Genomic DNA, 26,058 nt, shown 5'->3' with positions numbered 1-26,058 from the left:
TCAGGCTTTCTGGGTGGTGTAGGTGTAATAGCCGTAGGCGCCGCTGTCGTACGGTGATGTCGACGCCTTGCGCTTCACGGCATTGAGAATCACGCCCTTGAGAATCACGCCGTTCTGCCCCAGGCGGCGTTTGGACGCATCGATCTGCGAGCCGGTGCTCATGCCGAAGCGGGCGACCAGCAGGTTGGTACCGGCCTGCTGGGCGACGAGTACCGCGTCGGTGACGGCCAGTACGGGTGGCGTATCGATGATGATGAAGTCGTAGAGGCTTTCCGCTTCCCTGAGCAGGCGGGAAAAGTTGTCGTGCATCAGCAGCTCGGATGGGTTCGGTGCAGAGAAGCCGGCGGAGATGAAGTGCAGGTTCTTCAGCTCGGTACGGTTGGTGATTTCCGCCAAGCTCAGGCCACCCGCCAGCGCATCCGACAGCCCGTTGCGTGGCGCCATGCCGAACAGGTTGTGCAGATAGCCGCGACGCATGTCGGCATCGATCAGCAGGACTCGCTGCCCGGTCTGGGCGATGACCGCCGCCAGGTTGCTGGAGACGAAGGACTTGCCTACCGCAGGGGTCGGGCTGGTAATCATCAGCACCTTGTTGCGCGCTTCGAGCATGGCGAACTTGAGGCAGGTGCGCAGGCTGCGCAACGATTCGACGGCCAGGTCGTTGGGCTCGCTGAGGCTGAGCAGACGGGTCTTGCCGTCGCGTGCCTTGCGGCGGCGGTTCAGCTGTTCCTGGGAGGCGCTGTAGGGCAGGCCGGCATAGACCGGCACACCGAGCTTCTCGATCACGTCCGGGCTTTCCACGCCGCGGTAGAAGGCCTGGCGCAGCAGGATCACTGCCGCCGAGGCCAGCAGCCCGACGAAGATCGCGATGGCCACCACCAGCGGGCGAACCGGCTTGGACGGCTTCTCGATCATCGAGTAGGCGTTGTCGATGATTCGCACGTTGCCGATGGTGCCGGCGCGCAGGATGTCCTGTTCCTGGGCCTGGTTCATCAGCAGCGTGTAGGTTTGGGTCGTGACCTCCATGTCACGCTTCAGGCGCAGCAGTTCCTGCTGCGTCATGGGCAGGGCATCGACTTTCTTCAGTAACTCGGCCTTCTGTGAATGCAGTTCGTTCATCTGCGTCATCAGCGTGCGGTAGGTCGGATGGTCTCGGGTGTAGAGACGGTCGTACTCCACACGCTTGAGCGATAGCTTGGAAAGCTGGGTTTCCAGCGCGACGATCTGGTCCAGCACACCCTTGGTCTCGATGCTGATGTCCACGGACTTGGAGCTGGTCTGGTAGGCGTTCAGCGCCGCTTCGGCCTTTTCCAGCTCCTTGCGTACCTGGGGCAGCTGCGAGCGCAGGAATTCCAGGCGCTGTGCTGCTTCGGCCGAGCTGCGCTGGATGTTCTGGCTGACGTACAGACGGCCGATTTCATCCAGTATCCGGCTGGCCAGCCGCGGGTCCGGGTCCTCGAGGGACATGTAGATGATCCCCGAGTCCTTGCCGGCCTCGCCGACCCTCAGCCGGTCCTGATAGTCGAGCGCAGTGGTCTGCGGGCGGTTCCTGACCAGGACGAACTCGGTACCCGGGCGCGCTTCCAGCTCGGCGATCTGCACCTTGAAGCCCCGACTCTCCAGGGCCTGGTTGACCTGGCCGCGCAGGATCGGCTGCTGCTCGTCGTCACGCAGCGTGAAGTTGCCCGCGCTGCCGGCCACCAGGGTGAGTTCCATGCCCAGAAAATCTTCGGGTACGTCGAGCTGGAACACGTCGAGTTTCTCGCCGCCCCAGGCATAGGCGGTCAGCCCGAAGAGCGGCGCCGCCAGTGCGCCATCGGTCGCCGGATCATGCAGGCGGGCCAGGTAGGCGCCGAACAGCGGGAAGTAGCGGGGCTTGGCGACGATGTACAGCTTGAGTTCCTCGACCGCCCTGCCCAGCACGGCGCGGGATTTCAGCAGGGATATTTCGGTAACCGCCTGGGACACCGAGTCAGGTCGTGGAGATACTTCCGGTACGCCGGTAATGGCGGCTTTCTTCGGTTCGATCTGGATCATCGCAGTCGCCTGGTAGATTGGCGTGGCGACGATGGCGTAGATGATACCCAGCGCGGCGAACAGGCCGGTGATGGCGATGATCAGCGTTTTGTGATCGAACGCAGTGCGCATTATTCCGGCGAGATCGACACGGTTGTCCGCATCGTATTCCAGCGAAGAGCGGGTCAAGGCAGTCATTGGGGGTTCCTTCCTCATGGTGCGTTGTTGCAAAGAAGCGGGGCGGGATTCAGCTCTTGGCCAGTCTGGGGCTCAGCCTGCGCAGCAGATTGAGGCCGATGTTCTGGGCGATCGTGGATAGCGCCTGGAGCTTGCTGAATGGCGAAATCAGTGAAAGGCATTCGCCGAACACCTGGATCAGGAAGTGCTCGTACAGCGTCTGATTGCCGATGCGGTCGTAATAGCGCGCCAGTGAATAGTGCGCATGCATGGCCATCTTGATGCGCTGCTTGCTCGGTCGCATGGAGAAGATGCCGCCGTCGTGAACGCGGTAGGCCGCCGGGCTTATCTCTTCGATGAACTTGCCCTTGCCGTAGGCGCCCAGCAGCGACCACCAGCAGATGTCCAGTACCTCCACGCCGAGCAGCTCCGCTGGTAATTCCTGAATCAGGTTGCGAAAGCAGACGGTGAGCGTCGAGATCGGTCGCCCCTGCATCAGCTCCAGCGCGCTGGCGTCCCTGCGCAGTTTTCCGGTGAGCTGGGGGCTGCGGATGATGCCCTTGCTGTTGAACATGAACGCGTCGTGATAAGTCATCACGTAGTCACGATGCTGTTCGAGGAAATCCACCTGCAGTTGCAGCTTGTGCGGATCGGTCCAGTAATCGTCGCCTTCGCAGTAGGCGATGTATTTGCCGGCCGAGCGGGCAAACAGCCGAGTGCTGAATGGCACGCCCAGGCTGAACTGGTTCTGCGTCTGGTAGATCGGCTTGATGATGGCGGGATAGCGCGCCGCGTAGTCGGCGATGATCGCGGCGGTGGTGTCGGTCGAGGCGTCGTCATGGACGATCACCTCGAAGGGGAAATCCGTTTCCTGCTGGAGAAAACTCTCCAGGGTCTTCCTGATGAAGGGGGCGTGGTTGTATGTCAGGCAGACGATACTCAGCAGTGGCTCGGTCTTGCCGCCCCAGCGTTCAATCAAGGCTCGCTCGCTCTTCAATTCCATCTTTGGATGCCCGCTTGGTGATGAGTAGATGCAGCTTGAGTAGGAGTGGCTTCGAACTGGCGGCGACCAGCAGCAGGCAGATCGACCCGCTTGTGGCGAGCGCCACCAGGATCTCGAAACGGTTTTCGCTGACGATGAGCGCGAACAGCGGTTCACCTATGAGCAGGCCCAGGGCGGTCATCGCGGTGATTCGCAGCATTTCGCTCAGCCAGGTGCGATGAAGGTCACGGGCGAAGCGTCGGTGGACCATCGGTGGCCAGACCATGAAGGTCGCCAGCCGCAGGAAGAACCAGGCCAGGGCTGCACCGTAGGCGCCATGCACAAGAGCGGCGTAGACCACGATGGGGACGCTGATGGCCGTCGAGATCACGCTGTACCAGATGTGCAGGCGCAGCTGGCCGTAGGCGTACTGCAGGTAGAACTGGAAGGCTCCCACGGCCATCAATGCGCTGCCCGGCGCGTACCACAACAGCATGCGCGCGCTCCACTCGGCGGCAAGCGGGTCGCCGGTCCAGGCGAATATCAGCGACTGCCCGTGCCAGGCGATCACTGCAGCCATCGGAAACAGCACGCTGCAGACGAAGCGGCTGGCATTCAGGTAGAGCTTTTCCATCTCGTCGATGCGCCCTTCGGCGACGAGCATGGTCATGCGCGGCAGCAGCGTCTGCACCAGCGGGTTGGTCAGGGTCATGATGCCGGTGGTGATCAGTGCTACCAGTGAGAAATAACCGTACTCCTTGAGCAGCAGCACCTTGGAGAGCAATACCTTGTCCAGCTGCGTCAGCACGATCCAGAGCAACGAGGTGAAGCACATGCCGCCGGCGAACGGCAGGACCGGCCTGACCACTCGCCAGTCGATACCGCTGAACAGGCGGGGGCTGGCCAGCTGGGCATAGGCCTTGCCAGCAAAGGCAAGCGTTTCCACAAGCGTGACCGCTGTCTGGAATACGAAGAAGTGCAGTGGCTCCTGCGAGACGTAAGCGACCAGAAACAGCCCGCCGAAGTAGCGCAGGGTCGCGATCAGCATGTTGGCGGCGTTCAGCCAGCCGTGCAGCTCGACGCCTTGCAAACCACTCTTGTAAAGCGTCACATACAGGCGCATGCCCACCATCAGCCCCATCAGGCTGATGCACTGCATGATCGTGCCGGGGCTCAGCTCCCGGGCCTGCAGCCAGGTGTGGGCAATCCATCCGCTGGCCAGGTAGATGGCGACGCTGGCAGCCAGGGCAATCGGCAACAGCAGCAGCTCGAATGAGCGCAACAGCCGACCGGCAGGACCGGGGCGTGCAGCGATGTCGCCCTGGCCCCGATAATGCGCCACCTGCCGCACCAGTGCTGGCGACATTCCGGCGTCGAGCAACTGCAGCCACGCCTGAAGGACGGCGAAGAAACCGATGAGCCCGTAGGCTTCCGCGCCCAGATGCCCCAGATAGAACGGAAGGATCAGGATACCGATCAGCAGTGCATAGGCCTGGCCGAGGTAATTCAGGCCGGTGTTGCGAATCACCGACGGCCGCTTGGGATCTGACATGAGCTGTGGTCGCCCTTGATGGGTCAGGAAATGCGCTTGCACTCGGTGGCTGGTATCTGGTCCGCGACGCCTAGCGCCCCAAAGGCTTCGACGAGCGGCCGGAACATGAACCGGCTCGATTGCGTGCTGTGGATGGATTCCTGGACCAGCGTCTGCATGACCTTCTCCTGCACCTTGCGTGGCAGGCCCGGGTAGATCGGCAGGCACAGCACCCTGCGGCTCAGCGAGCGAGACTGAGGCTGGGGACTCTGGGGCTGCAGGTACTCGAGCGTATCCAGCGAGGGATAGAAGTAGCGGCGCGGATTGATGCCGTTCTCGTTGAGTTGCGTCCGACAGCGCAGCAACTGGCTCTCATCGGCAAGTGCGATGGGAAAATAGCTGTAGTTGCAGCGGGATTCTGGTTGCGCTTTCTGCAGGTCGAAGTGGTCGCCAAGGCACCGCTCATAGCGCCGACCGATCTCCTCGCGGCATTCCAGGATCAGTTCGATGTCATCAAGCACGCACATGCCCATCGCCGCTGAAAATTCGTTGAGCTTGGCGTTGATACCGATCCCTTCGATCTGGTCGGCATCAACGATGCCGAAGTTGCAGAGCAGCCGGACTCGCTCGGCAAGTTCATCATCGTTGGTCACGATGGCGCCGCCCTCGATGGTGTGAAACAGCTTGGTGGCATGGAAGCTCAGCGTGCTGATGTCGCCCCAGTTGTAGACCGAGCGCCCCTTGTGCAGGACGCCGAATGCATGGGCGCCGTCGTAGACGACCTTGAGGTTGTGCTTGCGCGCGACCTGCTCGATGCGCTCGACGTCGCAGGGGTTGCCGAATACGTGGGTGGCGACGATTGCGCTGGTGTCACGGCCGATGTTTCTTTCGATCTGCGCCGGATCGAGGTTCCAGGTAGCCGGGTCGATGTCGGCGAAGATCGGTTTGATGCCTTCCCATTGCAGCGAACTGGTCGTGGCGACAAAGCTGAATGGGGTGGTGATCGCGCTACCGGAGATACCGAGCGCTCGATAGGCGATCTGTAGGGCAATGGTTCCATTGTTGGTGAGAATGATGTTCCTCACGCCCAGATAATCCTTGAGTCGCTGCTCGAGCGCTGTAACCAGCGGCCCATGGTTGGTGAGCCAGCCGGTGTTGTAGATCCTGTCGACGTATGACTTGAACTTGTTCTTGCTGCCCAGATAGGACTTGGTCACGTTGATCATGAGGATTTCCTTATCGAATACACCAGCCGTCCGGCCGGTATTCGGAAGCGAGATCGCGTTGTCATGCACCCGCGGCAGCCGTTCAGACTGGCTGCTGGGTTCCAATGGCGCTTGCGCGGCGTGCGCGTCGCTGGTTGAGCCTCAGGATCAAGCGGGTCAGCAGGCTGCCGGCATGTGGATCGCCGTAGTGGAAGATGGCGGTAGCCCTCAGCTTCGCCGGATCGCAAGGCTCGTTGGCATGCAGCGTCCGATAACCCCAGAACAGGTAGAGGTTGCCCGGCACCAGTTGCAGGCGCTCGGGCTTGAGCAGGCCATTGGCAATTGCGCGAGTGATCAGTTTCCGGCTGAAACGATTTTGCAGCAGCGTCTTCTCCAGTACGTTGAACAACACGCTGCGGCGAATTTTTCGAAGGTTGGGAAACAGCATAAGGTCGCCGCGTTCATCGCCTTCCTGGGGAATTTCGACTGGTACCAGCGCAGTTACCAGCGAGGCGTCGTAGTGGAAGCAGTTCGACTCCCGGCGGCCGGTTTGACCCTGCACGCAGCGCATTACCCGATAGATTCGATTGCTGTGTGCGGGTTTGCCCGCTCCCATGCGGTACACGTCGGCCAATAGAGCCTGGAATTTAGGCTCCGCGCTCAATACTGCGAGCAATGAGGCGGCGACCTGTTCCCCGTCGTGATGCGCGAAGTATTCGCCTTTGTGCTGGTGGGCTTGCTCGCTCACTTGTTCGCGAAGTTGAACTAACTGAGCTTCGTCGAGAAAGTTGGGTAAGCATGCGTAGCCTTGTTGATCAATTTGTCTGGCTATCAGCGATTTGTCCTGCTCTTCCAGTCTGTTGAATATAGACGACATGATGGTTCTCCCTGAGCTTTTTGCTAGGCGAAACAATTCGGTAGTTGAATATATAGTCGATGAACGGTCTGGTTAAGTTAGGCTGCTTCAAGTAGCGGATAACTTGGCGCTATTGATCGAGCGCTGTCGCTTTATTTAGACAAGCTACCGCCATCGACTTAATAAAAAGACGGTGTGAGTACGGCTCTTATAACTGCTGATTAACGGGTATCAACTGGCTGAGGCCGGCGAATCCAGAGGAGTGTGGTTTTTCCTTGGGCAAAGCTACCGCCCTCCGGAATACTTTCCAGCGACCTTTTCGGGATCGAATGGCGAACAAAGCCGCTCCAATATTATTGGAGGTTGCCGCTATTCAGGCAGAGGATTTAAACCTTGCGTCACAAAACTTGACCTGTCCGGTTGGTCTTAAACTGCTTTGTAACCTGTTGCTCCCTGTTGCGAATAGATATCCGTCATAACGTAAGTGAAGTCAAGCGGGGGAGCCAAAAAAATATTGAACCAATCCGGGGCGGGTTGATTGGCGATGCTAAATAATTGATCTGAATGGGGAAGTAGATTTCACGTCAGGGTGAGGCGGCTGCATGGAGCGTTATAGTTGTCTCGTCAATTAGCGCCAGTCCGAATAAGCCAGGATCACGCAATTGTGTCAGTTGATGCTGCTCCGAGACCTTCATAAATGAATTTTATTGCAGCGGAACGATTTAATTCTGCCGCGAATTAATTCGGTTGGGCAGAGGGCTGCTCTCAAGGAGGGGGGGAAGACGGTCATCCGGGATGACTGAAACGAAAAAGGCCACTCATTCGAGTGGCCTTTTCGTGATTTGGTTGCGGGAGCCGGATTTGAACCGACGACCTTCGGGTTATGAGCCCGACGAGCTACCAGACTGCTCCATCCCGCGTCTGTGGGGCGCATTCTACAGAGCGAATGCTCAATGTCAACGGCTTTGCGGAAAAACACATTTTTATTCAAAAGCTTAGAGGGCTGAGGCTGCCTCTGGAGACGAACCGAGGCAGGCGAACTAACCGTCCAAACGAAAAAGGCCACTCGCTTGAGTGGCCTTTCGAATTGGTTGCGGGAGCCGGATTTGAACCGACGACCTTCGGGTTATGAGCCCGACGAGCTACCAGACTGCTCCATCCCGCGATGCGCATTCTACAGCTTTCACTGTCGCTGTCACGGTTTAAATTCGGATTCGCTGATTATTTCGTCAGGCACGGCATGACGAAGGCGGCTCGACGGGGCCGATGGTCCCATGCGGCGGCTGTATGATCCTTTGCCGAGGAGGATGCCGGCGTGCGATCCGCAACATGCCCCACAGCATCGCGAGCGCCACCGAGATCCAGCCGAGGATCATCATCGCGAGTATCAGCGCAAGTTCCATTTGGTGCTCCCCCTGTGCCATCTGAATATCGTCCTTGTGGTTGTGACCCTGTCGACCGCAAGCGGTTCCGGCTGGCCATCGGTCGGTGATGCTGCACTCTTTGGCCGAGGTACTGCCTACAGCGAGGGGGCAGGCGGAGGAGTCGGAAATGCATATTCAGCTGGTTGTAATTCTTGCAGCGCTCGTTTCGACAGCGGCTGCGCATGGCGTAGAGCTTGCCGTTGACGAAGGGCTGCTTGCGCAGAACACCGGTGCGCCAGACCGCGGCGCAGCCGGCAACGGCTCGATGGGGACCGGCAACGGTATCGACTACATCGAGCGTGACCGGGACGGACAGGCGACCCAGGCAGAGCCGGACGGCGCACAAGCCAGGCCGCTCGACAACCAGCAGACCGAGTCGGGGCATGGCGGCAACGAAACCGACATGGAGCATCGCCGCCGCCCCAGGCTGGAAAAGCACAATGATTGACGCCGGCCCGCGTTGGGCATCAGTCGGCGTGAAGCGAAGGTCGCCATGGATACCGCTAACCTGGCGTCACGGAAGTCGGTCATCAAGACATGCGTGATTCATAAAGGTGTCAGGCATCCGTACAATGCCGGCTTTCATCACCTATTGGCTTGATATGCAGATCGCTTTGGCACCCATGGAAGGGTTGGTCGACGAAATTCTTCGCGACGTTCTGACCCGTATGGGCGGTATCGACTGGTGCGTGACCGAATTCATCCGCGTCTCCGATCGGCTGCTGCCGCAGAGCAGTTTTCGCAAGCTGGCGCCTGAGTTGCAGGCGGGGGCTGTCACCGATGCGGGTACTCCGGTGCGAGTCCAGTTGCTTGGCTCCGATCCCATCTGCCTGGCAGATAACGCTGCCTACGCCTGCGCTCTGGGCGCGCCGGCCATCGACCTCAACTTCGGCTGTCCGGCGAAGACGGTGAACAAGTCGCGCGGTGGCGCGATCCTGCTGAAGGAGCCGGAGCTGCTGCATCGCATACTCTGTGAGGTGCGGCGGGCGGTACCGGCGCATATCCCGGTGACCGCCAAGATGCGCCTGGGCTTCGACAGCCCGGACGGCGCACTCGATTGCGCACGGGCCCTGACGGCTGGCGGAGCAGAACAACTGGTAGTGCATGCACGTACCAAAGTCGAGGGCTACAAGCCCCCAGCCCATTGGGAATGGATAGCCCGGGTGCAGGAAATCGTCGCCGTGCCGGTGTATGCCAATGGCGATATCTGGTCGCTGGATGACTGGCGTCGTTGTCGAGAAGTCAGCGGCGCGGAGAACATCATGCTGGGTCGCGGACTGGTTTCGCGACCCGACCTGGCACGGCAGATCGCCGCCGCTGAACAGGGGCAAAACATCGCCGAGATGAGCTGGGCAGAGTTCCAGCCCGCGCTGGTGGACTTCTGGCAGCAGGCGCGCGGCAAGATCGCACCGCGCTACGCGCCCGGCAGGCTCAAGCAGTGGCTTGCCTTGCTGACGCGCAACTATCCCGAGGCGGTGACGCTGTTTGCTGCCTTGCGGCGTGAGAGCGATTGCGCTCGAATCGACGCGATGCTGGGTGTCGATACCTGTAGCGCTCGAGTCACCGCGCTGGGCTAGCTGCGATCAGCGTCCGCCGCTGACATCCAGCAAGGCGCCGCTGGTGTAGCTGGCCTGCTCGCTGGCCAGCCAGAGTATGGCTTCGGCGATCTCTTCAGCCTGACCGCCACGTCCCATGGGTACGCTGGCCTTGACCCGCTCGATACGGTTTGGCTCGCCGCCACTGGCGTGGATGTCGGTATGAATCACGCCCGGCCGCACTGCGTTCACGCGAATGCCTTCGCTGGCCACTTCCTTGGCCAGGCCCAGGGTCATGCTGTCGATGGCGCCCTTGGCCGCGGCATAGTCGATGTACTCACCCGGCGCGCCGAGCCGCGCGGCGATCGAGGACAGGTTGATGATCGAACCACCCAGGCCGCCATGGAGTGTGGACATGCGCTTGATCGCTTCGCGCGCGCACAGGAAACTGCCGATCACATTGGCACCCAAAACGCGGCTCCAGCGTGCAACGTCCATCTGCTCCAGGCGCATCTGCCGTTCCAGCATGCCGGCGTTGTTGACCAGCACGTCCAGACGGCCGAATTCCCGGTCGATGACGTCGAACATGCCCAGCACCTGCTCTTCGTCGGCGACATCGGCCTTGATCGTGATCGCTGCCGCGCCGGCTGCTCGGACCTGTTCGAGCACCTGGTTCGCCGCGTCTTCGCGTTGGTGGTAGTTGAGGCACAGTGCATAACCCTGGCGGGCCGCCAGCCGTGCGGTGGCGGCGCCGATACCACGGCTGGCACCTGTGATCAGCATGACTCTGGACATGGTGTTACCTCTCGTCGGCAGGCTCATTTTTTGTGCCTTGAAATCTGCAGAACGGTTCCTATCTAGGGCTCAGCGGGATGCTGAACTCGGGTCCCGTCTGTTTCAACTCGCTGATTTCAGGAGGTTTTATCATGAGTTCGTTCCCCATGGCCCCTCTGTTCCGGCAATCCGTGGGCTTCGATCGTTTCAATGACCTGTTCGAGTCCGCCCTGCGCAACGACACCGGCAGTTCGTATCCACCCTATAACATCGAGAAACACGGTGACGACCAGTATCGCATCGTGGTTGCAGCCGCAGGCTTCGAGGAGTCCGACCTCGATCTGCAGGTGGAGCGAAGTGTGTTGACCATCAGTGGCGGTCGCCGCGAAAGCGAGGCCGAGAACATCACCTATCTGCATCAGGGCATCGCTCAGCGGGCGTTCAAGCTGTCGTTCCGGCTGGCCGACCACATCGAGGTGAAAGCCGCTGCGCTGAGCAGTGGCCTGCTCAATATCGACCTGGTGCGCGTCGTGCCGGAAGAGGCCAGGCCCAGGCGCATCCCGATCAATGCCGACCAGCGACCCGCGCTGGAGGGTTGATCTGCAACGAAGAGAAGGGCGCCATGGGGCGCCCTTTCTTGTAGTTGTATCGTCTGGTCATTCACCGCGTTCGGCATCCAGCAGCGCCATGAAGGCCCTGGCCGCATTGGACAGGGTGCGTTCCCTGTGCAGGATGTAGCCGAGTTGCCGGGTTAGCTGAATGCCTGGCAGAGGCAGGCTGACTACCTGTTCGTCGAGCATGCGGCGCGGTAGCACGCTCCAGGCTATGCCGATGGAGACCATCATCTTGATGGTCTCCATATAGTTGGTGCTCATGGTGATATTGGGCGTCAGCCCCTCGCGCTCGAACAGGCGCTGGGCGATATGGTGGGTGAAGGTATTGCCGCCGGGGAATACCGCCGGATGGCCAGCGACATCCGCCAGGGTGATATTCGGCTTGCTGGCCAATGGATGTTCGGGGGCAACGACGAAATCCAGTGGGTCGTCCCAGACCTTTACTGCCATCACCGGCTCGGCGGTTTGCGGCGCCAGGGTGATCACGGCCAGCTCGGCACGGCCATGCAGCACCTCGTCGTAGGCCACTTCCGAATCGAGAAAGCGGATATCCAGGCTGACCTGCGGATGCGCGCGGGTGAATGCCCGCAGCAGGGGCGGCAGGCGGTGCAGGCCGATGTGATGGCTGGTCGCCAGGCTCAGCCGGCCGCCAATGTCGCCGTTGAGGTTGGTCAAGGCGCGGCGGGTATCGTCCAGTACGTTCAGGATCTGATAGGCCCGCGGCAGCAGCGCTCTCCCTGCCTCGGTCAGGCCAATCTCGCGGCCGAGCCGGTCGAACAGGCGCACGTCCAGCTGCGATTCCAATGCGGCGATGCGTTTGCTGACCGCCGGCTGAGTCAGGTGCAGCCGTTCGGCGGCCAGGGAAAAGCTGTGGGTTTCCGCGACAGCGATGAAGGCATTGAGGTTGGCCAGGTCCATGAACGATCTCTATCCGGTGTTAATGGAGATTCCTGTGAGGAATGCTTAGGATGAAAAATATGAATTTGAGTAATTCGATGCAAGTCCCTAGCATCGTCCCCATAAGCGCAAGGGCTATTCGCCCCGCATAGAAAGCAGATGAGGAAAAGTCCGATGGCCGGCAAGACGCTCTACGACAAGCTCTGGGAAATGCACGAGGTGAAACGTCGCGACGATGGTTCGTCGCTGATCTACATCGATCGCCACATCCTGCATGAAGTGACCTCGCCGCAAGCGTTCGAGGGTCTGCGCCTGGCCAATCGCAAGCCATGGCGCATCGACGCCAATATCGCTACCCCGGACCACAACGTGCCGACCACCAGGGGCGAGCGCCAGGGCGGTCTGGAGGCCATTGCCGACGAGGTCTCGCGCATCCAGGTGCAGACGCTGGACGAGAACTGCGACGATTTCGGCATCCTCGAATTCAAGATGAACGACGTGCGTCAGGGCATCGTCCACGTCATCGGCCCGGAGCAGGGCGCGACATTGCCCGGCATGACCGTGGTTTGCGGTGACTCGCATACCTCGACCCATGGCGCATTTGGTGCGCTGGCCCATGGTATCGGCACCTCCGAGGTCGAGCACGTGCTCGCCACCCAGTGCCTGGTAGCCAAGAAGATGAAGAGCATGCAGGTGCGTGTCGAAGGCAAGCTGCCGTTCGGCGTCACCGCGAAGGACATCGTGTTGGCGGTCATCGGCAAGATCGGCACCGCCGGCGGCAATGGCCATGCCCTGGAATTCGCTGGCAGCGCGATTCGCGAGCTGTCCATGGAAGGGCGCATGACCATCTGCAACATGTCCATCGAAGCCGGTGCCCGCGTAGGCATGGTGGCGGTCGACGAAAAGACCATCGCCTATGTCGAAGGCCGCCCGTTCGCGCCGAAGGGCGACGACTGGGACAAGGCCGTCGAATTGTGGAAGGGGCTGGTCTCCGATGAGGATGCGTTGTTCGACACCGTGGTCGAGCTCAAGGCCGAGGACATCAAGCCGCAGGTCAGCTGGGGCACTTCGCCGGAGATGGTGCTGGCCGTCGATCAGAACGTGCCGGACCCCGCTGTCGAAGCCGATCCGGTCAAGCGCGATTCCATCGTGCGTGCGCTGAAGTACATGGGCCTGGCGGCCAATCAGCCGATCACCCAGATCAAGCTGGACCGCGTGTTCATTGGTTCCTGCACCAACTCGCGGATCGAGGATCTGCGTGCCGCGGCTGAGGTCGCCAAGGGCCGAAAGGTCGCCGCGAACGTCAAGCAGGCGATGGTGGTGCCGGGCTCCGGTCTGGTGAAGCAGCAGGCCGAGGCTGAAGGGCTGGACAAGATCTTCGTCGAGGCTGGCTTCGAGTGGCGCGAACCGGGTTGTTCCATGTGCCTGGCGATGAACCCGGACAAGCTGGGCAGCGGCGAGCATTGCGCCTCGACCTCCAACCGCAACTTCGAAGGGCGCCAGGGTGCCGGTGGACGCACCCATCTGGTCAGCCCGGCCATGGCTGCTGCTGCTGCGGTGACCGGTCATTTCATCGATGTACGCGAACTGGTCCAGGCCTGAGGAGATAACGAATGAAAGCCTTTACCCAACACACCGGCCTGGTCTGCCCGCTGGATCGTGCAAACGTCGATACCGATCAGATCATTCCCAAGCAGTTCCTCAAGTCGATCAAGCGCACCGGCTTCGGTCCGAACCTGTTCGACGAATGGCGCTACCTGGATGTCGGTCAGCCGAACCAGGATAGCTCGCAGCGTCCGGTCAACCAGGAATTCGTACTGAACTTCCCCCGCTACCAGGGCGCCAGCGTGCTGCTGGCGCGGGAAAACTTCGGTTGCGGCTCCTCCCGCGAGCACGCGCCGTGGGCCCTGGAGGAGTACGGCTTCCGTACGATCATCGCGCCGAGCTTTGCCGACATCTTCTACAACAACAGCTTCAAGAACGGCCTGCTGCCGATCGTGCTGAAGGAAGAGGAGGTCGATGAGCTGTTCGCACAGGCCGAAGCCAACGAAGGCTACCAACTGACCGTGGATCTCGCCGCGCAGGTCGTGACCCGGCCGGACGGCAAGCAGTACGGCTTTGAAGTCGATGCCTTCCGCAAGCACTGCCTGCTCAACGGACTCGACGACATCGGCCTGACGCTGCAGGATGCCGAGGCCATCAAGGCCTTCGAGGCCCGTCACCAGCAGAGCCAGCCCTGGCTGTTCGGCGCGATCAAGTAAGCTGAAAGAAGAGTAGGGTGGGCTTCAGCCCACCGCTACGGGCCGGAATCGCAGGTTGGCTGAAGCCCACCCTGCGGAAGATCTGGTTTCGCTGTGGCCCCTGGATGCTCGGTGCTACTTAGCAAAACAACAAAGCCTGAGGCTGAAGGCTGAATGACAGGTAGGCGGGCTTCAGCCCGCCGGTACACCGCGGCCTCGATGTGACTCCCTTGTTAAGGAATAGGAAATGTCCAAACAGATTCTGGTTCTCCCCGGCGATGGCATCGGCCCGGAAATCATGGCCGAGGCGGTCAAGGTCCTGCAGTTGGCCAATGACAAGTTCGGTCTGGGCTTCGAGTTGAGCTACGACGAGCTGGGTGGTGCGGCGGTCGACAAGTATGGCGTACCGCTGGCGGACGAAACCCTCGAGCGGGCCCGTGCTGCCGATGCCATCCTGCTTGGTGCAGTTGGCGGGCCGAAGTGGGACAGCATCGATCCGGCCATCCGCCCGGAGCGCGGCCTGCTGAAAATTCGCTCGCAGTTGGGTCTGTTCGGCAACCTGCGCCCGGCGCTGCTCTATCCGCAGCTGGCCGAGGCTTCGTCGCTCAAGCCTGAGATCGTCGCAGGGCTGGACATCCTCATCGTGCGTGAGCTGACTGGCGGGATCTACTTCGGCCAGCCGCGCGAGAGCAAGGTGCTGGAGAGCGGCGAGCGCATGGCGTACGACACGCTGCCGTACAGCGAAGGCGAGATCCGCCGTATCGCCAAGGTCGGCTTCGACATGGCGATGGTGCGCAACAAGAAGCTCTGCTCGGTGGACAAGGCCAACGTACTGGCGTCCAGCCAGCTGTGGCGTGCGGTGGTCGAGGAAGTCGCCAAGGACTACCCCGAGGTCGAGCTGAGCCACATGTACGTCGACAATGCGGCCATGCAACTGGTGCGTGCGCCCAAGCAGTTCGACGTGATCGTCACCGATAACATGTTCGGCGACATCCTTTCCGACGAGGCGTCCATGTTGACCGGCTCCATCGGCATGCTGCCGTCCGCCTCGCTGGATGCAGGCAACAAGGGCATGTACGAGCCGTGTCACGGCTCGGCGCCGGACATCGCCGGACAGGGCATCGCCAACCCGTTGGCCACCATCCTTTCCGTCTCGATGATGCTGCGTTACAGCTTCAATCAGGTGGCGGCGGCCGATGCCATCGAACGAGCCGTCAGCGACGTGCTCGACCAAGGCCTGCGTACCGGAGACATCTGGTCCGAAGGTTGTAGCAAAGTCGGTACTCAGGCGATGGGCGATGCGGTAGTCGCGGCCCTCGCGAAGTTGTAATCTTCTGGCCCGCCTTTATTTGCGCGGGCCACTTTTTCTATAGGTGTAGTTGCGATGAAACGTGTAGGTCTGATCGGTTGGCGCGGTATGGTCGGTTCCGTGCTCATGCAGCGGATGCTGGAAGAGCGGGACTTCGACCTGATCGAGCCAGTGTTCTTCACCACCTCCAACGTCGGCGGCCAGGGCCCCGATATTGGCAAGGAAACCGCTACGCTGAAGGACGCCTACAGCATCGACGAGCTGAAAGGCCTCGATGTGATCCTGACCTGCCAGGGCGGCGACTACACCAACGAGGTCTTCCCCAAGCTGCGCGAAGCCGGCTGGCAGGGCTACTGGATCGATGCCGCCTCGTCGCTGCGCATGCAGGACGATGCAGTGATCGTGCTCGATCCGGTGAACCGCCGCGTGATCGACCATCAGCTGGATGCCGGTACCAAGAACTACATCGGTGGCAACTGCACCGTCAGTCTGGCGCTGATGGGCCTTGGCGGCCTGTTCGAAGCTGGTCTGGTGGAGTGGATGAGCGCGATGACCTACCAGGCTGCATCCGGCGCCGGCGCGCAGAACATGCGCGAGCTGATCAAGCAGATGGGTGCCATCAATGCGGCCGTGGCCGATGACCTGGCCAACCCCGCCAGTGCGATCCTGGATATCGACCGCAAGGTCGCCGAAATCCAGCGCAGCGAAGCCTTCCCGGTGGACAATTTCGGCGTGCCGCTGGCCGGTAGCCTGATTCCCTACATTGACAAGGAACTGCCCAACGGACAGAGCCGAGAAGAGTGGAAGGCGCAGGCTGAAACCAACAAGATCCTCGGTCGGTTCAAGAACCCGATTCCAGTCGACGGTATCTGCGTTCGCGTCGGTGCCATGCGCTGCCACAGCCAGGCGCTGACCATCAAACTGAACAAGGATGTGCCGATTTCGGACATCGAAGGCTTGATCAGTCAGCACAACCCCTGGGTCAAGCTGGTACCGAATCACCGTGACGCCAGCATGCAGGACCTCAGCCCTGCGGCGGTTACCGGCACCCTGAGCGTGCCGGTGGGGCGTCTGCGCAAGCTCAACATGGGCTCGCACTACCTGGGCGCGTTCACCGTAGGTGACCAGCTGCTGTGGGGGGCTGCCGAGCCGCTGCGTCGTATGCTTCGCATCCTGCTGGAACGTTGATGCATATTCGCTGACAGGCCAAAAACGCCGCGACTTGTTCGCGGCGTTTTCGTTTGTATGGGTGCCGCTCGGCAGCGCTGCTTGCAGCGAGCCGCCATTTCGCTACAGTGCCGGTCCTTGATGTTTCGGAGGTGGCGATGACTACGGATTTAAGTGTTGCGGTTGTTGGTGCGGTCAGCCTGGTAGGTGAGGCGCTGGTCGAGGTGCTCGAGGAGCGCGCGTTTCCGATTGCCGAGCTGCACTTGCTCGATGACGGCGAGGGCGTCGGCCAGACGCTGCCATTCAAGGGGCGGAACCTGCGTGTTGGCGATGCGGGCCGGCTGGATTTCGCTCGCGTGCAGCTGGTATTTCTCGTCGACAGCCAGGACTCGACCGCCGACTGCCGCGCGCGCGCCGAGGCGGCCGGATGCCTGATCGTGGACCTGTCCGGTTCGTTACCCGTGGAGCATCAACCCTGTCTGGTGCCTGAGGTGAATGGCGGACTGATAGAGACGATGCCGGATATCCGCTGCATTGCCAGTCCGTTGCCGGAGAGCGTCGCGCTGGCGATCGCACTGGCACCCATCCAGCGACAGTTCGGATTGCTGCGTGTCACTGCCACCGCATGTCTTCCGGTTTCCAGCCGCGGCAGGCCGGGCGTGAAGGAGCTCGCGCGGCAGACCACCGAGTTGCTCAATGCGCGGCCGCTGGAGCCGCGCCTGTTCGGTCGCCAGGTCGCGTTCAACATGCTCGCGCAGACGGAGGATGTCGATGCGCAGGGTTATACGCGACAGGAACGTCGTCTGGTCGAGGAGCTGCGGCAGTTGCTCGGTCTTCCCGAGTTGTCCGTGACGGTTTCGTTCATCCAGGCGCCGGTCTTCTTTGGTGAGAGCCTCGTCGTGTCATTGCAGACGAGCGTAGATGTGAATCCGCACGCGCTGGATGCCGCGATGGAGGCGGCGCAAGGGCTGGAGCTGATCGAGAGCGGCGATTATCCAACGGCTGTTGGCGACGCGGTCGGGCAGGATGTCGTGTACCTCGGCAGGCTGCGTCGTGGCATCGGCGACATGCGTGAAGTCAATTTGTGGATTGTGTCTGATAACGTGCGAAAAGGCGCGGCGCTGAATGCTGTGCAGTCTGGTGAATTGTTGATAAAAGAGTATCTGTAAAAGATACTTACCGCTAATTCAAAGATTATTTCTAGCCTAGGCGCTGGACGGCTTATCGCTGATGGGGAGCCACCGCAGGTGGTACGGGCAGTGACATAAGACCCTCTCGTAATACGAGAAAAAGATAAACAAGGGATTAAATAATGGTTCGGGTTCGCAATCTGGTGCTGGCAATCGCGGCTGCTACCGCGCTGACTACAGAAATGGCCCATGCGCTTGGGCTGGGAGAGGTCACGCTTCAGTCGTCATTGAATCAACCGCTGATCGCGGAAATCGAACTGCTGGATGCCAAAAGTCTGGCCCCGGGGGAAGTCATTCCGACTCTCGCATCGCTTGAAGATTTCAATCGTGCCGGTATTGATCGCCAGTATTTCCTCACGGACCTGAAATTCACGCCGGTATTGCGAGCCGATGGCAAGAGTGTCATTCAGGTTTCCTCCAGCAAGCCGGTTCGCGAGCCCTATCTCAACTTTCTCGTAGAGGTGTTGTGGCCCAATGGGCGCCTGCTTCGCGAATACACGCTGCTTCTCGATCCGCCGCTCTACTCTCCGGAGACGGCCGCCGCAGCTGCCCCTCAGTTGCCGATTTCCGCGTCGCCCCGCCCCTTGGAGCCCGTTCGCTCCACTCCCGCGCGTCCATCTGTAGCGCCTTCTGCAGCACCTTCTGCAGGGGTTACGGCTGCAACTGCCGCTTCAACCGGCGGCGAGTACCGGACATCCACACGCGATACGCTCTGGGAAATCGCTGAGCGCAATCGTCGTGGCGGAACAGTGCATCAGACGATGTTGGCGATTCAGGATCTCAATCCGGATGCCTTCATCGGCGGCAATATCAATCGCATGAAAAGCGGACAGGTACTGCGGTTGCCCGAGGCCGAGCAGATTGCCAGTCGCTCTCAGGCTGAAGCGATCAGTCAGGTCGCCCAGCAGAATGCCGCCTGGCGCCAGGGGCGCAGCGGTGCGCTTGCAGGTGCTCGCCAACTGGACGCCACACGTCGTACGGAAGCGGGTGCGGCGCCGTCCCGTAGCGATTCCGGCGACAGTCTGCGTCTCGTTGCGGCCGATGCAGGCAAGTCGACAGAGGGTTCTGACACCGGCTCTGCCGACGGCGGCAAGGCGCTGCGCGACAAGCTTGCGGTGACTCAGGAAAGTCTGGATTCCAGCCGTCGCGAGAATGATGAGCTGAAGGATCGTCTGAATGATTTGCAGGGCCAGCTGGATAAGTTGCAACGTCTGATGCAGCTCAAGGATGACCAACTGGCCAAGCTCCAGGCGCAACTGGCTGCTGGCGGCCAGGTGCCGGCGGCTAACGAAGCCTCTCCTGTTGCGGCGCAGCCTGGAGCCGCCGATGACGATGCGGTACAGGGTACCGATGACAGTGTTGCGCCTGAGCCGAAGGCCGATGCAGGCGCCAGCGACGAAGCGGCTTCGGCCGCGGCGCCAGCGCCAGTGGATCAGCCCTCCACCAAGCCTGCGGCCGAGCCCGCTGCGCCTGCGGTCGAGCCAGCATCGAGGGGCCTGGTAGATGATCTTTTGTCGAACACGCTGCTGCTCGGCGTGGTAGGCGGAAGTGCGTTGCTGTTGCTGCTGGTTGGCCTGATGGCATTGTCACGGCGAAATGCAATGAAAGAGGCGGAGTTGCAGGAAAGGCTGCTGGCGGATGACGAGGCCGACGACTTCCGGGTCGAAGCGCCTGCATTCGACGACATTGACCAGGGGCAACCCGATGAGTCGGTTTTTGCCCAGGCAGCCACTGCATCTGCGCCTGCATCAAATGAATTGAACGCTACGCCGGGCGATGCGTTGGCCGAAGCGGATATCTATATTGCCTACGGTCGCTTCAATCAGGCGGCGGAGCTTCTGCAGAACGCCCTCAACGATGAACCCCAGCGTAGCGATCTGCGCTTGAAGCTCATGGAGGTTTATGCAGAGCTTGGCGACCGGGATGGTTTTGCGCGGGAGGAGGCCGAGCTGCGCGAAATCGGTGGTGCTGCTGCCGAAGTCGAGCAGTTGAAGCAAAAATATCCGGCGATGGCGGCAGCCGTTGGTGGCGCTGCGGCAAGTGCGGCAGTGGCGCAAATGGACATGGACAGCTTCAATCTCGATGACCTGCAACTTGACGAGCCGACCGCTCCGGCTGCCGGCCAGGACCTGGACGATGAGTTCGACCTCAGCCTGGATGATCTGGATATCGATCTGGACGATGAACGCCCGGCTGCATCTTCCGTAGATGAACCGCTGAATTTCGATGAGCTCATGCTGGACGAAGCCGACGAAGCGAAGCCTGTGGCTCAGCCGGCAACCAGTGATTTTTCCCTCGGATCGGAAGAAGAAAATGGCCTGCCGGAGGCTCAGCAGGACGAGCTTGCGGACTTCTCCTTTGATCTGGAAAGCAGTTCCGACGGCACCGTAGCAGAGGATGATTTTTCCCTGGACTTCGATGAGACGCCGGCCTCTACGCCTGTTGCGGTCGATAGCGATGAGCTTGATTTGGAGCTGGCCGAGCCGGCCGCCGAGTCTGAGACGCTGCCTGAAGACTTCGATATTTCGCTGGATGAACCGGAGCTGGAACTGGAACCTGCGGCACGTCCGGACGGCTTTGCCAACCAGTTGGACGAAGTCGAAGCCGAGCTGGAAGACCTGTCCAAGGACCTGGATGAGCCTGTGTCTACCCCCATGGCCGATCTGGCAGAGTCCGATGCTGATGGTGCGCTGGAAGAGGATTTCGATTTCTTCTCCGATACCGATGAAGCTACTACCAAGCTGGATCTGGCCAGAGCCTATATCGATATGGGCGATGCCGAAGGCGCGCGCGACATTCTCGATGAGGTGATCAGCGAGGGTAGCGATGTGCAACAGCAAGAGGCGCGAGAAATGCTCGCCAAACTAGCCTGACCATGAACCAGGCAGTATCCGAAACGGCAGCCGACACGGCTGCCGTTGGCGTCTCCAGAATTGCGCTTGGCGTTGAATACAAGGGATCCCGCTATCGTGGGTTTCAGCGTCAGCGCGCGGGCGTGCCGTCCATCCAGGAATCCTTGGAAACCGCGCTGACCAAGGTGGCGGGCGGTGTTCCTGTTACCCTCAGTTGTGCCGGGCGAACCGATGCGTTGGTGCATGCCTGTGGGCAGGTGGTGCATTTCGATACGCCAGTTTCGCGCAGCATGCATGCGTGGGTCATGGGCGCGAACATGAATCTGGCGCCTGATATCAGCGTCACATGGGCGAAGGAGATGCCTGGCCACTTCGATGCCAGGTTCAGTGCCATGGCTCGCCGCTATCGCTATGTGATCTATAACGACCAGATTCGCCCGGCTCACATGGCGGAAGAAGTCACCTGGAATCATCGGCCGCTGGACGTTGGTCGCATGCGTGCCGCTGCCGCAGCTTTCGTAGGTACTCATGATTTCAGTGCCTTTCGGGCGAGGCAGTGCCAGGCCAAGTCGCCGATCAAGACCATCCATCATCTAGAACTGCTCGAGTACGGCCGACTGATCGTTATCGATGTCAGGGCCAATGCCTTTCTGCATCACATGGTGCGCAATTTCGCCGGCGTACTCATGACCATCGGTGCCGGTGAGCGGCCGCCGGAGTGGGCGGCCGAAGTACTCGAGTCACGAATACGCCGCACCGGCGGGGTTACCGCGCATCCCTATGGCCTGTATCTGGTTGAGGTCGATTACCCCGAGGAATTCGAACTGCCGAGGCGCTATCTCGGCCCGCACTTTCTTTCCGGCTTGCCAGACGTGCGTCGCTGATGGATGAGCTGTGTCGCTGCGGCTATTCGCTTGCAGGTGGCAGCTCTTTTGTTACCATCCGGTTTCCCTTTTGATAGGTGCACGTCCGTTGCCAGTCGTTCGCAGCAAGATTTGCGGGATCACACGCGTCGAGGACGCGCTGACCGCCGCCATGGCCGGGGCCGATGCCATCGGGCTGGTGTTTTACGCCAAGAGTCCTCGTGCGGTCAGCGTCCAACAGGCTCGTGCGATTGTTGCCGCACTGCCTCCTTTCGTCACGACTGTCGGATTGTTCGTCAACGCCAGTCGTTGCGAGATAAATGAAATCCTCGATGCTGTGCCGCTGGATATGCTGCAGTTCCATGGCGACGAAACGCCCGCCGACTGCGAAGGCTTCCATCGCCCCTGGTTCAAGGCGCTTCGTGTAGGTGCGGGCGATGAGGGCATTGCAGCTCAGGTCGAGCGCTATGCGAACGCCAGCGCCATCCTCCTTGATGCCTATGTGCCAGGTGTGCCGGGCGGTACTGGAGAGTGCTTCGACTGGTCGCTGATTCCACCAGCGCTCTCCAAGCCACTGATTCTCGCCGGGGGGCTGACGGCGGATAACGTTCGACAGGCCATTGCTCGGGTTCGCCCCTATGCCGTGGACGTCAGTGGTGGGGTGGAACTCAGCAAGGGGATCAAGGATCCGGCCAAGGTCGCCGCGTTCGTGGAGGGTGTGCGTTCTGCCATGTGACGCTTGGGCGGCCATGACCGTCCAGTAACGAGTCGCTGGTAAAGCCAGCACCCAGGTTTGCTGATCTCTTCCTCCGGGCGGAGATCGGAGTTTCGCGGCTGCGCCCGAAGGCGCATCGCTTACGCGACCGGCGAGTGGCTGCACGCCTCCGGTCGCAACGATGAATCTGCCTGCAGCGCGAGTGCGCTCGGGACTGAAGCTTTGGAGAACAAGAGCATGAGCAACTGGCTGGTAGACAAACTGATCCCTTCGATCATGCGCTCGGAGACGCAGAAGAGCTCGGTACCCGAAGGCCTCTGGCACAAGTGCCCATCCTGCGAGGCGGTACTGTATCGTCCTGAGCTGGAAAAGACGCTCGATGTATGCCCCAAGTGCCAGCATCACATGCGTATTGATGCCCGTACTCGACTCGATATTTTCCTCGATGCCGAAGGGCGCGAGGAGATCGCCGCGGAACTGGAACCCGTCGACCGCCTCAAGTTCCGCGACAGCAAGAAGTACAAGGATCGTCTTTCGGCTGCGCAGAAGCAGACCGGCGAGAAGGATGCCCTGATCGCCATGAGCGGCAAGGTCGTCAACGTTCCGGTCGTTGCCTGCGCCTTCGAGTTCTCCTTCATGGGAGGGTCGATGGGGGCCATCGTCGGTGAGCGTTTCGTCCGTGCTGCCAACGTGGCACTGGAAAAGCGCTGCCCGCTGGTGTGCTTCTCCGCCTCCGGTGGTGCGCGGATGCAGGAGGCGCTGATCTCCCTGATGCAGATGGCCAAGACCTCGGCGGTGCTGGCGCGCATGCGCGAAGAGGGCCTGCCGTTCATTTCCGTGCTGACTGACCCGGTCTACGGTGGCGTTTCCGCCAGCCTGGCGATGCTCGGCGACGTGATCGTGGCGGAGCCGAAGGCGCTGATCGGCTTTGCCGGTCCGCGGGTGATCGAGCAGACCGTACGGGAGAAGCTGCCGGAAGGTTTCCAGCGTAGTGAGTTCCTGCTGGATCACGGCGCGATCGATCTGATCATTCCTCGCTCCGAGCTGCGCGCACGTCTGTCGCGTTTGCTGGCGCAGATGCAGAAACTGCCCGCGCCGGTCGAACCTGCCCAGGTAACGGCCACTGCATGACCTCCCGGAGCCTGGCCGACTGGCTGGCCTATCTGGAGCAGTTGCATCCCACTGCCATCGACATGGGCCTGGACAGGGTTCGTGCGGTGGCATCGCGGCTTGCTCTGGGACGCCCCGCGCCTCTGGTGATCACTGTAACGGGCACCAACGGCAAGGGTTCCACCTGCGCCTTCATTGCCTCGCTGTTGCGCGCCCAGGGTCTCAAGGTCGGCGTCTACAGTTCGCCACACCTGCTGCGCTATAACGAGCGGGTGCAACTGGACGGTACGAACGCCAGCGACCAGCAGCTCTGCGAAGCATTTGCCGCCGTCGATGCCGCCCGTGGCGAGGTATCGCTGACCTATTTCGAAGTGGGCACTCTTGCTGCCCTATGGTTGTTCGAAAGGGCCGGGCTCGATGCCGTGATCCTGGAGGTAGGGCTTGGTGGTCGTCTCGACGCCGTCAACATCGTGGATTCGGATCTGGCTGTGGTCACCAATGTCGGTCTCGATCACGCCGACTGGCTGGGTGATACCCGCGAAAGCGTCGCGTATGAGAAAGCGGGGATTCTGCGCGCAGGCAAGCCAGCGCTTTGTGGCGACCCGGATGTGCCTGCGCCTTTGCTTGAGTACGCCGCATCGCTGAAGGTGCCGCTGTTCCTGCGGGGGCGTGATTTCGACCTGGTGATGGATTCCGAGGCCTGGCACTGGCGTGGTGTCGGTCAGGCAGGCGAGGCGATGCAGTTGCATGGGCTGCCGCCTCTGGCTCTGCCCATGGAAAACGCCGCGCTCGCCCTGCAGGCGTATGCCTTGCTGGGGCTGCCGTGGGATGCGGGTCGTCTTGCCACTGCGCTGCGGCAGACACAGGTGGCAGGTCGGCTGGACAGCCGGCGGGTCGTCTCGAACGGTCGCAGCATTTCGCTGCTGCTGGACGTCGGTCACAATCCTCACGCTGCCAGCTACCTTGCGCAGTACCTCGCACGGCGGCCGGTCGGCGGTCGCCGGCTGGCTGTCTTCGGTCTGTTGAGCGACAAGGATCTGGCCGGTGTGGTCGGGGCGCTGCAGTCGCACGTCGCTGACTGGGCCGTAGCCCCGCTGCCCACGCCGCGCACGCAAACGGCAGAGCAGTTGAGTGCGGCGTTGCTTGAGCGCGGTGCTGCTGTCAGCCAGTATGAGAGCATTGCGCAGGCGCTCGACGCTCAATGCGCCAAGGCCGATTCCACTGATGAAGTTCTGGTCTTCGGATCGTTCTACTGCGTGGCAGCGGCGCTTGAGTGGCTGGACCAACAGGCGGGGGGAAGTGGACATGGCATTGCTGGATAAGGGATTGCTGCAGCGCATGGTCGGTGCGCTGGTACTGATCGCGCTGGCGGTGATTTTCGTGCCGATGCTCTTCAATCGTGAGGATGACCTGCGCCATGTCACGGTCGATGCGCCAGCCATGCCGCCCGCGCCGGTGGTGGCGGAGATAGAAGTGCAGCCGGTGGAGGTGCCCGAGCCGAAGTCCGTGCCGGAGGGCCTCGAGGTCGCCGAGGACCAGGCCTGGCAGGGCGCGGCACCGGCCGAATCGCCACAGGCCCCCGAGCCGAGCGAGCCTGTTGCGCCTGCCGCGCCTGAGATCGTCGAGCCGTCCGTATCGGAGTCGCGGCTGGATGACAACAACCTGCCTGTCAGCTGGTCGATCCAGCTTGCCAGCCTGTCCAATCGTGCCAGTGCCGAAAGCTTGCAGCAGACCCTGCGCTCTCAGGGGTACAACGCCTATATTCGTACTGCTGGCGGCATGAACCGGGTTTTTGTCGGGCCGCTGGTCGAACGCAGCGAGGCGAATCGGCTGCGTGATGTATTGCAGCGCCAGCAGAAGCTCGACGGATTCGTTGTGCGCTTCAAGCCTGAAGACAGCTAAGCCGCCGCCGGTCGACGCTGGTGCCGCAGTCTTACTGTCGGCCCGTCGCCGGTTGTCGGCGCGTACCCCTGGCGGCCAGCCTCTGCTAAAATGCGCCGCCTTTCCCCTATGCGGAAGACATCGTGGCATTCACCTGGGTCGATTGGGCCATCACTGCTGTCATCGCCATATCCAGCCTGATCAGTCTGAAGCGTGGCTTCGTTAAGGAGGCACTTTCGCTGCTTACCTGGATCATCGCCGGCGTGGTCGCCTGGATGTTCGGGGGCGCGTTGTCTCATCACCTTGCCGAATACATCAGCACGCCGTCGGCGCAGGTCATTGCCGCTTGCGCGATTCTGTTCGTGGCGACTCTCCTGATCGGCGCCCTGGTGAATTTCCTGATCGGTGAGCTGATCAGGGTGACGGGCCTGTCGGGAACCGATCGTTTTCTCGGAATGGTGTTTGGTGCCGCGCGAGGTGGGCTTCTGGTCGTCGTGCTTGCCGGGCTGCTAAGCCTGGCGCCCGTCCAGCAGGACCCCTGGTGGCGCGAATCGGCATTGTTGCCGCATTTTCTACTGATCGCCGACTGGTCGAAGAATCTCATTCTCGGGCTCAGCGGCCAATGGATCGCCGGCTCGCTCAACTCCCCAGGTTGAGTCATTTTTTCACGGGATGCGCGGTGTGTCGCAGTATCCGGACAGCCTGTAATAACTGAGAGGT

General features: G+C 61.2%; 23 protein-coding genes and 2 tRNA genes. 15 read left to right on the top strand and 10 right to left on the bottom strand.

The genetic code is table 11. The annotated features are described in order from the left end of the window. From B597_RS40100 to B597_RS47425, 8 genes are all read right to left on the bottom strand, one after another. Complete coding sequence (locus B597_RS40100) at positions 1 to 2,214, bottom strand: polysaccharide biosynthesis tyrosine autokinase (protein WP_003297014.1); 2,214 nt, start codon at positions 2,212 to 2,214, stop codon at positions 1 to 3. 49 nt (positions 2,215 to 2,263) lie between these two features. Next, positions 2,264 to 3,196: a glycosyltransferase gene (locus B597_RS40095; protein ID WP_024162367.1), complete on the bottom strand. Its 933-nt coding sequence runs from the start codon at positions 3,194 to 3,196 to the stop codon at positions 2,264 to 2,266. After that, positions 3,165 to 4,727: a lipopolysaccharide biosynthesis protein gene (locus B597_RS40090; RefSeq protein WP_024162366.1), complete on the bottom strand. Its 1,563-nt coding sequence runs from the start codon at positions 4,725 to 4,727 to the stop codon at positions 3,165 to 3,167. Before B597_RS40090 ends, B597_RS40095 begins: the two co-directional genes overlap by 32 nt. 23 nt (positions 4,728 to 4,750) lie before the next feature. After that, the gene (locus B597_RS40085; RefSeq protein WP_003297012.1) at positions 4,751 to 5,932 is read right to left on the bottom strand and encodes a DegT/DnrJ/EryC1/StrS family aminotransferase; all 1,182 of its coding nucleotides are present in this window, start codon (positions 5,930 to 5,932) and stop codon (positions 4,751 to 4,753) included. Positions 5,933 to 6,014: 82 nt separating this feature from the next. Further along, positions 6,015 to 6,788 carry a phytanoyl-CoA dioxygenase family protein gene (locus B597_RS40080; protein ID WP_024162365.1) on the bottom strand — a complete coding sequence of 258 codons (774 nt, stop codon included), beginning with the start codon at positions 6,786 to 6,788 and terminating at the stop codon, positions 6,015 to 6,017. Between the two features lie 822 nt (positions 6,789 to 7,610). Further along, positions 7,611 to 7,687 (bottom strand) — tRNA-Met (locus tag B597_RS40075). Positions 7,688 to 7,855: 168 nt separating this feature from the next. Beyond that, positions 7,856 to 7,932 (bottom strand) — tRNA-Met (locus B597_RS40070). A 64-nt stretch (positions 7,933 to 7,996) separates the two neighbouring features. Further along, positions 7,997 to 8,170 (bottom strand): hypothetical protein, encoded by a 174-nt coding sequence (locus B597_RS47425; protein ID WP_024162364.1) that lies wholly within the window; start codon positions 8,168 to 8,170, stop codon positions 7,997 to 7,999. 148 nt (positions 8,171 to 8,318) lie between these two features. Here B597_RS47425 and B597_RS40060 point away from each other — a divergent pair, with 148 nt between their 5' ends. Continuing rightward, positions 8,319 to 8,639 (top strand): hypothetical protein, encoded by a 321-nt coding sequence (locus B597_RS40060; RefSeq protein WP_003297008.1) that lies wholly within the window; start codon positions 8,319 to 8,321, stop codon positions 8,637 to 8,639. A gap of 154 nt (positions 8,640 to 8,793) precedes the next feature. Then, entirely contained in the window at positions 8,794 to 9,768 is a 975-nt protein-coding gene (locus B597_RS40055; RefSeq protein ID WP_024162363.1) for a tRNA dihydrouridine synthase, read from the top strand. Positions 9,769 to 9,774: 6 nt separating this feature from the next. Here the strand turns inward: B597_RS40055 and B597_RS40050 are convergent, their stop codons facing one another. Then, entirely contained in the window at positions 9,775 to 10,521 is a 747-nt protein-coding gene (locus B597_RS40050; protein WP_003297007.1) for an SDR family oxidoreductase, read from the bottom strand. A gap of 131 nt (positions 10,522 to 10,652) precedes the next feature. On the opposite strand from B597_RS40050, the gene B597_RS40045 reads away from it, so the two are divergent. Then, positions 10,653 to 11,099, top strand: a complete 447-nt coding sequence (locus B597_RS40045) for an Hsp20 family protein (RefSeq protein WP_003297006.1) — start codon at positions 10,653 to 10,655, stop codon at positions 11,097 to 11,099. 57 nt (positions 11,100 to 11,156) lie between these two features. Here the strand turns inward: B597_RS40045 and B597_RS40040 are convergent, their stop codons facing one another. Next, entirely contained in the window at positions 11,157 to 12,032 is an 876-nt protein-coding gene (locus tag B597_RS40040) for a LysR family transcriptional regulator (RefSeq protein ID WP_003297005.1), read from the bottom strand. Positions 12,033 to 12,185: 153 nt separating this feature from the next. On the opposite strand from B597_RS40040, the gene leuC reads away from it, so the two are divergent. The 12 genes from leuC to B597_RS39980 all read left to right on the top strand — a co-directional run bounded on the left by leuC (position 12,186) and on the right by B597_RS39980 (position 25,994). Further along, complete coding sequence (gene leuC / locus B597_RS40035; protein WP_003297003.1) at positions 12,186 to 13,613, top strand: 3-isopropylmalate dehydratase large subunit; 1,428 nt, start codon at positions 12,186 to 12,188, stop codon at positions 13,611 to 13,613. A gap of 11 nt (positions 13,614 to 13,624) precedes the next feature. Continuing rightward, entirely contained in the window at positions 13,625 to 14,272 is a 648-nt protein-coding gene (gene leuD, locus B597_RS40030) for a 3-isopropylmalate dehydratase small subunit (RefSeq protein ID WP_003297002.1), read from the top strand. A gap of 226 nt (positions 14,273 to 14,498) precedes the next feature. After that, positions 14,499 to 15,581, top strand: a complete 1,083-nt coding sequence (gene leuB, locus B597_RS40025; protein ID WP_003297001.1) for a 3-isopropylmalate dehydrogenase — start codon at positions 14,499 to 14,501, stop codon at positions 15,579 to 15,581. A 54-nt stretch (positions 15,582 to 15,635) separates the two neighbouring features. Then, on the top strand, positions 15,636 to 16,748 hold the full coding sequence (gene asd / locus B597_RS40020; RefSeq protein ID WP_003296999.1) for an aspartate-semialdehyde dehydrogenase: 1,113 nt from the start codon (positions 15,636 to 15,638) through the stop codon (positions 16,746 to 16,748). 137 nt (positions 16,749 to 16,885) lie between these two features. Next, positions 16,886 to 17,896 (top strand): aspartate-semialdehyde dehydrogenase, encoded by a 1,011-nt coding sequence (locus tag B597_RS40015; RefSeq protein ID WP_024162361.1) that lies wholly within the window; start codon positions 16,886 to 16,888, stop codon positions 17,894 to 17,896. A 143-nt stretch (positions 17,897 to 18,039) separates the two neighbouring features. Continuing rightward, positions 18,040 to 20,790, top strand: coding sequence for a FimV/HubP family polar landmark protein (locus B597_RS40010; protein WP_003296995.1), 2,751 nt, complete (start codon positions 18,040 to 18,042; stop codon positions 20,788 to 20,790). A 2-nt stretch (positions 20,791 to 20,792) separates the two neighbouring features. Beyond that, the gene (gene truA / locus B597_RS40005) at positions 20,793 to 21,653 is read left to right on the top strand and encodes a tRNA pseudouridine(38-40) synthase TruA (protein ID WP_003296994.1); all 861 of its coding nucleotides are present in this window, start codon (positions 20,793 to 20,795) and stop codon (positions 21,651 to 21,653) included. A gap of 88 nt (positions 21,654 to 21,741) precedes the next feature. Next, positions 21,742 to 22,368, top strand: a complete 627-nt coding sequence (locus B597_RS40000; RefSeq protein WP_024162360.1) for a phosphoribosylanthranilate isomerase — start codon at positions 21,742 to 21,744, stop codon at positions 22,366 to 22,368. Positions 22,369 to 22,584: 216 nt separating this feature from the next. Beyond that, the gene (gene accD / locus B597_RS39995; protein WP_003296989.1) at positions 22,585 to 23,478 is read left to right on the top strand and encodes an acetyl-CoA carboxylase, carboxyltransferase subunit beta; all 894 of its coding nucleotides are present in this window, start codon (positions 22,585 to 22,587) and stop codon (positions 23,476 to 23,478) included. Beyond that, on the top strand, positions 23,475 to 24,779 hold the full coding sequence (folC, locus tag B597_RS39990) for a bifunctional tetrahydrofolate synthase/dihydrofolate synthase (protein WP_024162359.1): 1,305 nt from the start codon (positions 23,475 to 23,477) through the stop codon (positions 24,777 to 24,779). Before accD ends, folC begins: the two co-directional genes overlap by 4 nt. After that, positions 24,763 to 25,359: an SPOR domain-containing protein gene (locus B597_RS39985; RefSeq protein WP_024162358.1), complete on the top strand. Its 597-nt coding sequence runs from the start codon at positions 24,763 to 24,765 to the stop codon at positions 25,357 to 25,359. The genes folC and B597_RS39985 overlap by 17 nt, the downstream gene beginning before the upstream one ends. A gap of 122 nt (positions 25,360 to 25,481) precedes the next feature. Beyond that, positions 25,482 to 25,994: a CvpA family protein gene (locus B597_RS39980; protein WP_003296985.1), complete on the top strand. Its 513-nt coding sequence runs from the start codon at positions 25,482 to 25,484 to the stop codon at positions 25,992 to 25,994. Positions 25,995 to 26,058 lie beyond the last annotated feature (64 nt).

The organism is Stutzerimonas stutzeri KOS6 (assembly GCF_000307775.2).
Classification (GTDB): domain Bacteria; phylum Pseudomonadota; class Gammaproteobacteria; order Pseudomonadales; family Pseudomonadaceae; genus Stutzerimonas; species Stutzerimonas stutzeri_B.
Note: the sequence above shows the minus strand (reverse complement) of the source record. Positions and strands in the feature narration are given on the sequence as shown.

Excerpts from the sequence above, each read along its gene's own strand:
- B597_RS40055 (WP_024162363.1), top strand. The coding sequence starts at position 8,794 with ATGCAGATCGCTTTGGCACCCATGGAAGGGTTGGTCGACGAAATTCTT.
- B597_RS40080 (WP_024162365.1), bottom strand. The coding sequence starts at position 6,788 with ATGTCGTCTATATTCAACAGACTGGAAGAGCAGGACAAATCGCTGATA.
- B597_RS40060 (WP_003297008.1), top strand. The coding sequence starts at position 8,319 with ATGCATATTCAGCTGGTTGTAATTCTTGCAGCGCTCGTTTCGACAGCG.
- B597_RS40010 (WP_003296995.1), top strand. The coding sequence starts at position 18,040 with ATGGTTCGGGTTCGCAATCTGGTGCTGGCAATCGCGGCTGCTACCGCG.
- accD (WP_003296989.1), top strand. The coding sequence starts at position 22,585 with ATGAGCAACTGGCTGGTAGACAAACTGATCCCTTCGATCATGCGCTCG.
- B597_RS40045 (WP_003297006.1), top strand. The coding sequence starts at position 10,653 with ATGAGTTCGTTCCCCATGGCCCCTCTGTTCCGGCAATCCGTGGGCTTC.
- B597_RS39985 (WP_024162358.1), top strand. The coding sequence starts at position 24,763 with ATGGCATTGCTGGATAAGGGATTGCTGCAGCGCATGGTCGGTGCGCTG.
- leuB (WP_003297001.1), top strand. The coding sequence starts at position 14,499 with ATGTCCAAACAGATTCTGGTTCTCCCCGGCGATGGCATCGGCCCGGAA.
- B597_RS40095 (WP_024162367.1), bottom strand. The coding sequence starts at position 3,196 with ATGGAATTGAAGAGCGAGCGAGCCTTGATTGAACGCTGGGGCGGCAAG.
- B597_RS40040 (WP_003297005.1), bottom strand. The coding sequence starts at position 12,032 with ATGGACCTGGCCAACCTCAATGCCTTCATCGCTGTCGCGGAAACCCAC.
- B597_RS40050 (WP_003297007.1), bottom strand. The coding sequence starts at position 10,521 with ATGTCCAGAGTCATGCTGATCACAGGTGCCAGCCGTGGTATCGGCGCC.
- leuD (WP_003297002.1), top strand. The coding sequence starts at position 13,625 with ATGAAAGCCTTTACCCAACACACCGGCCTGGTCTGCCCGCTGGATCGT.
- B597_RS40100 (WP_003297014.1), bottom strand. The coding sequence starts at position 2,214 with ATGACTGCCTTGACCCGCTCTTCGCTGGAATACGATGCGGACAACCGT.
- B597_RS40015 (WP_024162361.1), top strand. The coding sequence starts at position 16,886 with ATGACTACGGATTTAAGTGTTGCGGTTGTTGGTGCGGTCAGCCTGGTA.
- folC (WP_024162359.1), top strand. The coding sequence starts at position 23,475 with ATGACCTCCCGGAGCCTGGCCGACTGGCTGGCCTATCTGGAGCAGTTG.
- leuC (WP_003297003.1), top strand. The coding sequence starts at position 12,186 with ATGGCCGGCAAGACGCTCTACGACAAGCTCTGGGAAATGCACGAGGTG.
- B597_RS47425 (WP_024162364.1), bottom strand. The coding sequence starts at position 8,170 with ATGGAACTTGCGCTGATACTCGCGATGATGATCCTCGGCTGGATCTCG.
- asd (WP_003296999.1), top strand. The coding sequence starts at position 15,636 with ATGAAACGTGTAGGTCTGATCGGTTGGCGCGGTATGGTCGGTTCCGTG.
- B597_RS40085 (WP_003297012.1), bottom strand. The coding sequence starts at position 5,932 with ATGATCAACGTGACCAAGTCCTATCTGGGCAGCAAGAACAAGTTCAAG.
- truA (WP_003296994.1), top strand. The coding sequence starts at position 20,793 with ATGAACCAGGCAGTATCCGAAACGGCAGCCGACACGGCTGCCGTTGGC.
- B597_RS40090 (WP_024162366.1), bottom strand. The coding sequence starts at position 4,727 with ATGTCAGATCCCAAGCGGCCGTCGGTGATTCGCAACACCGGCCTGAAT.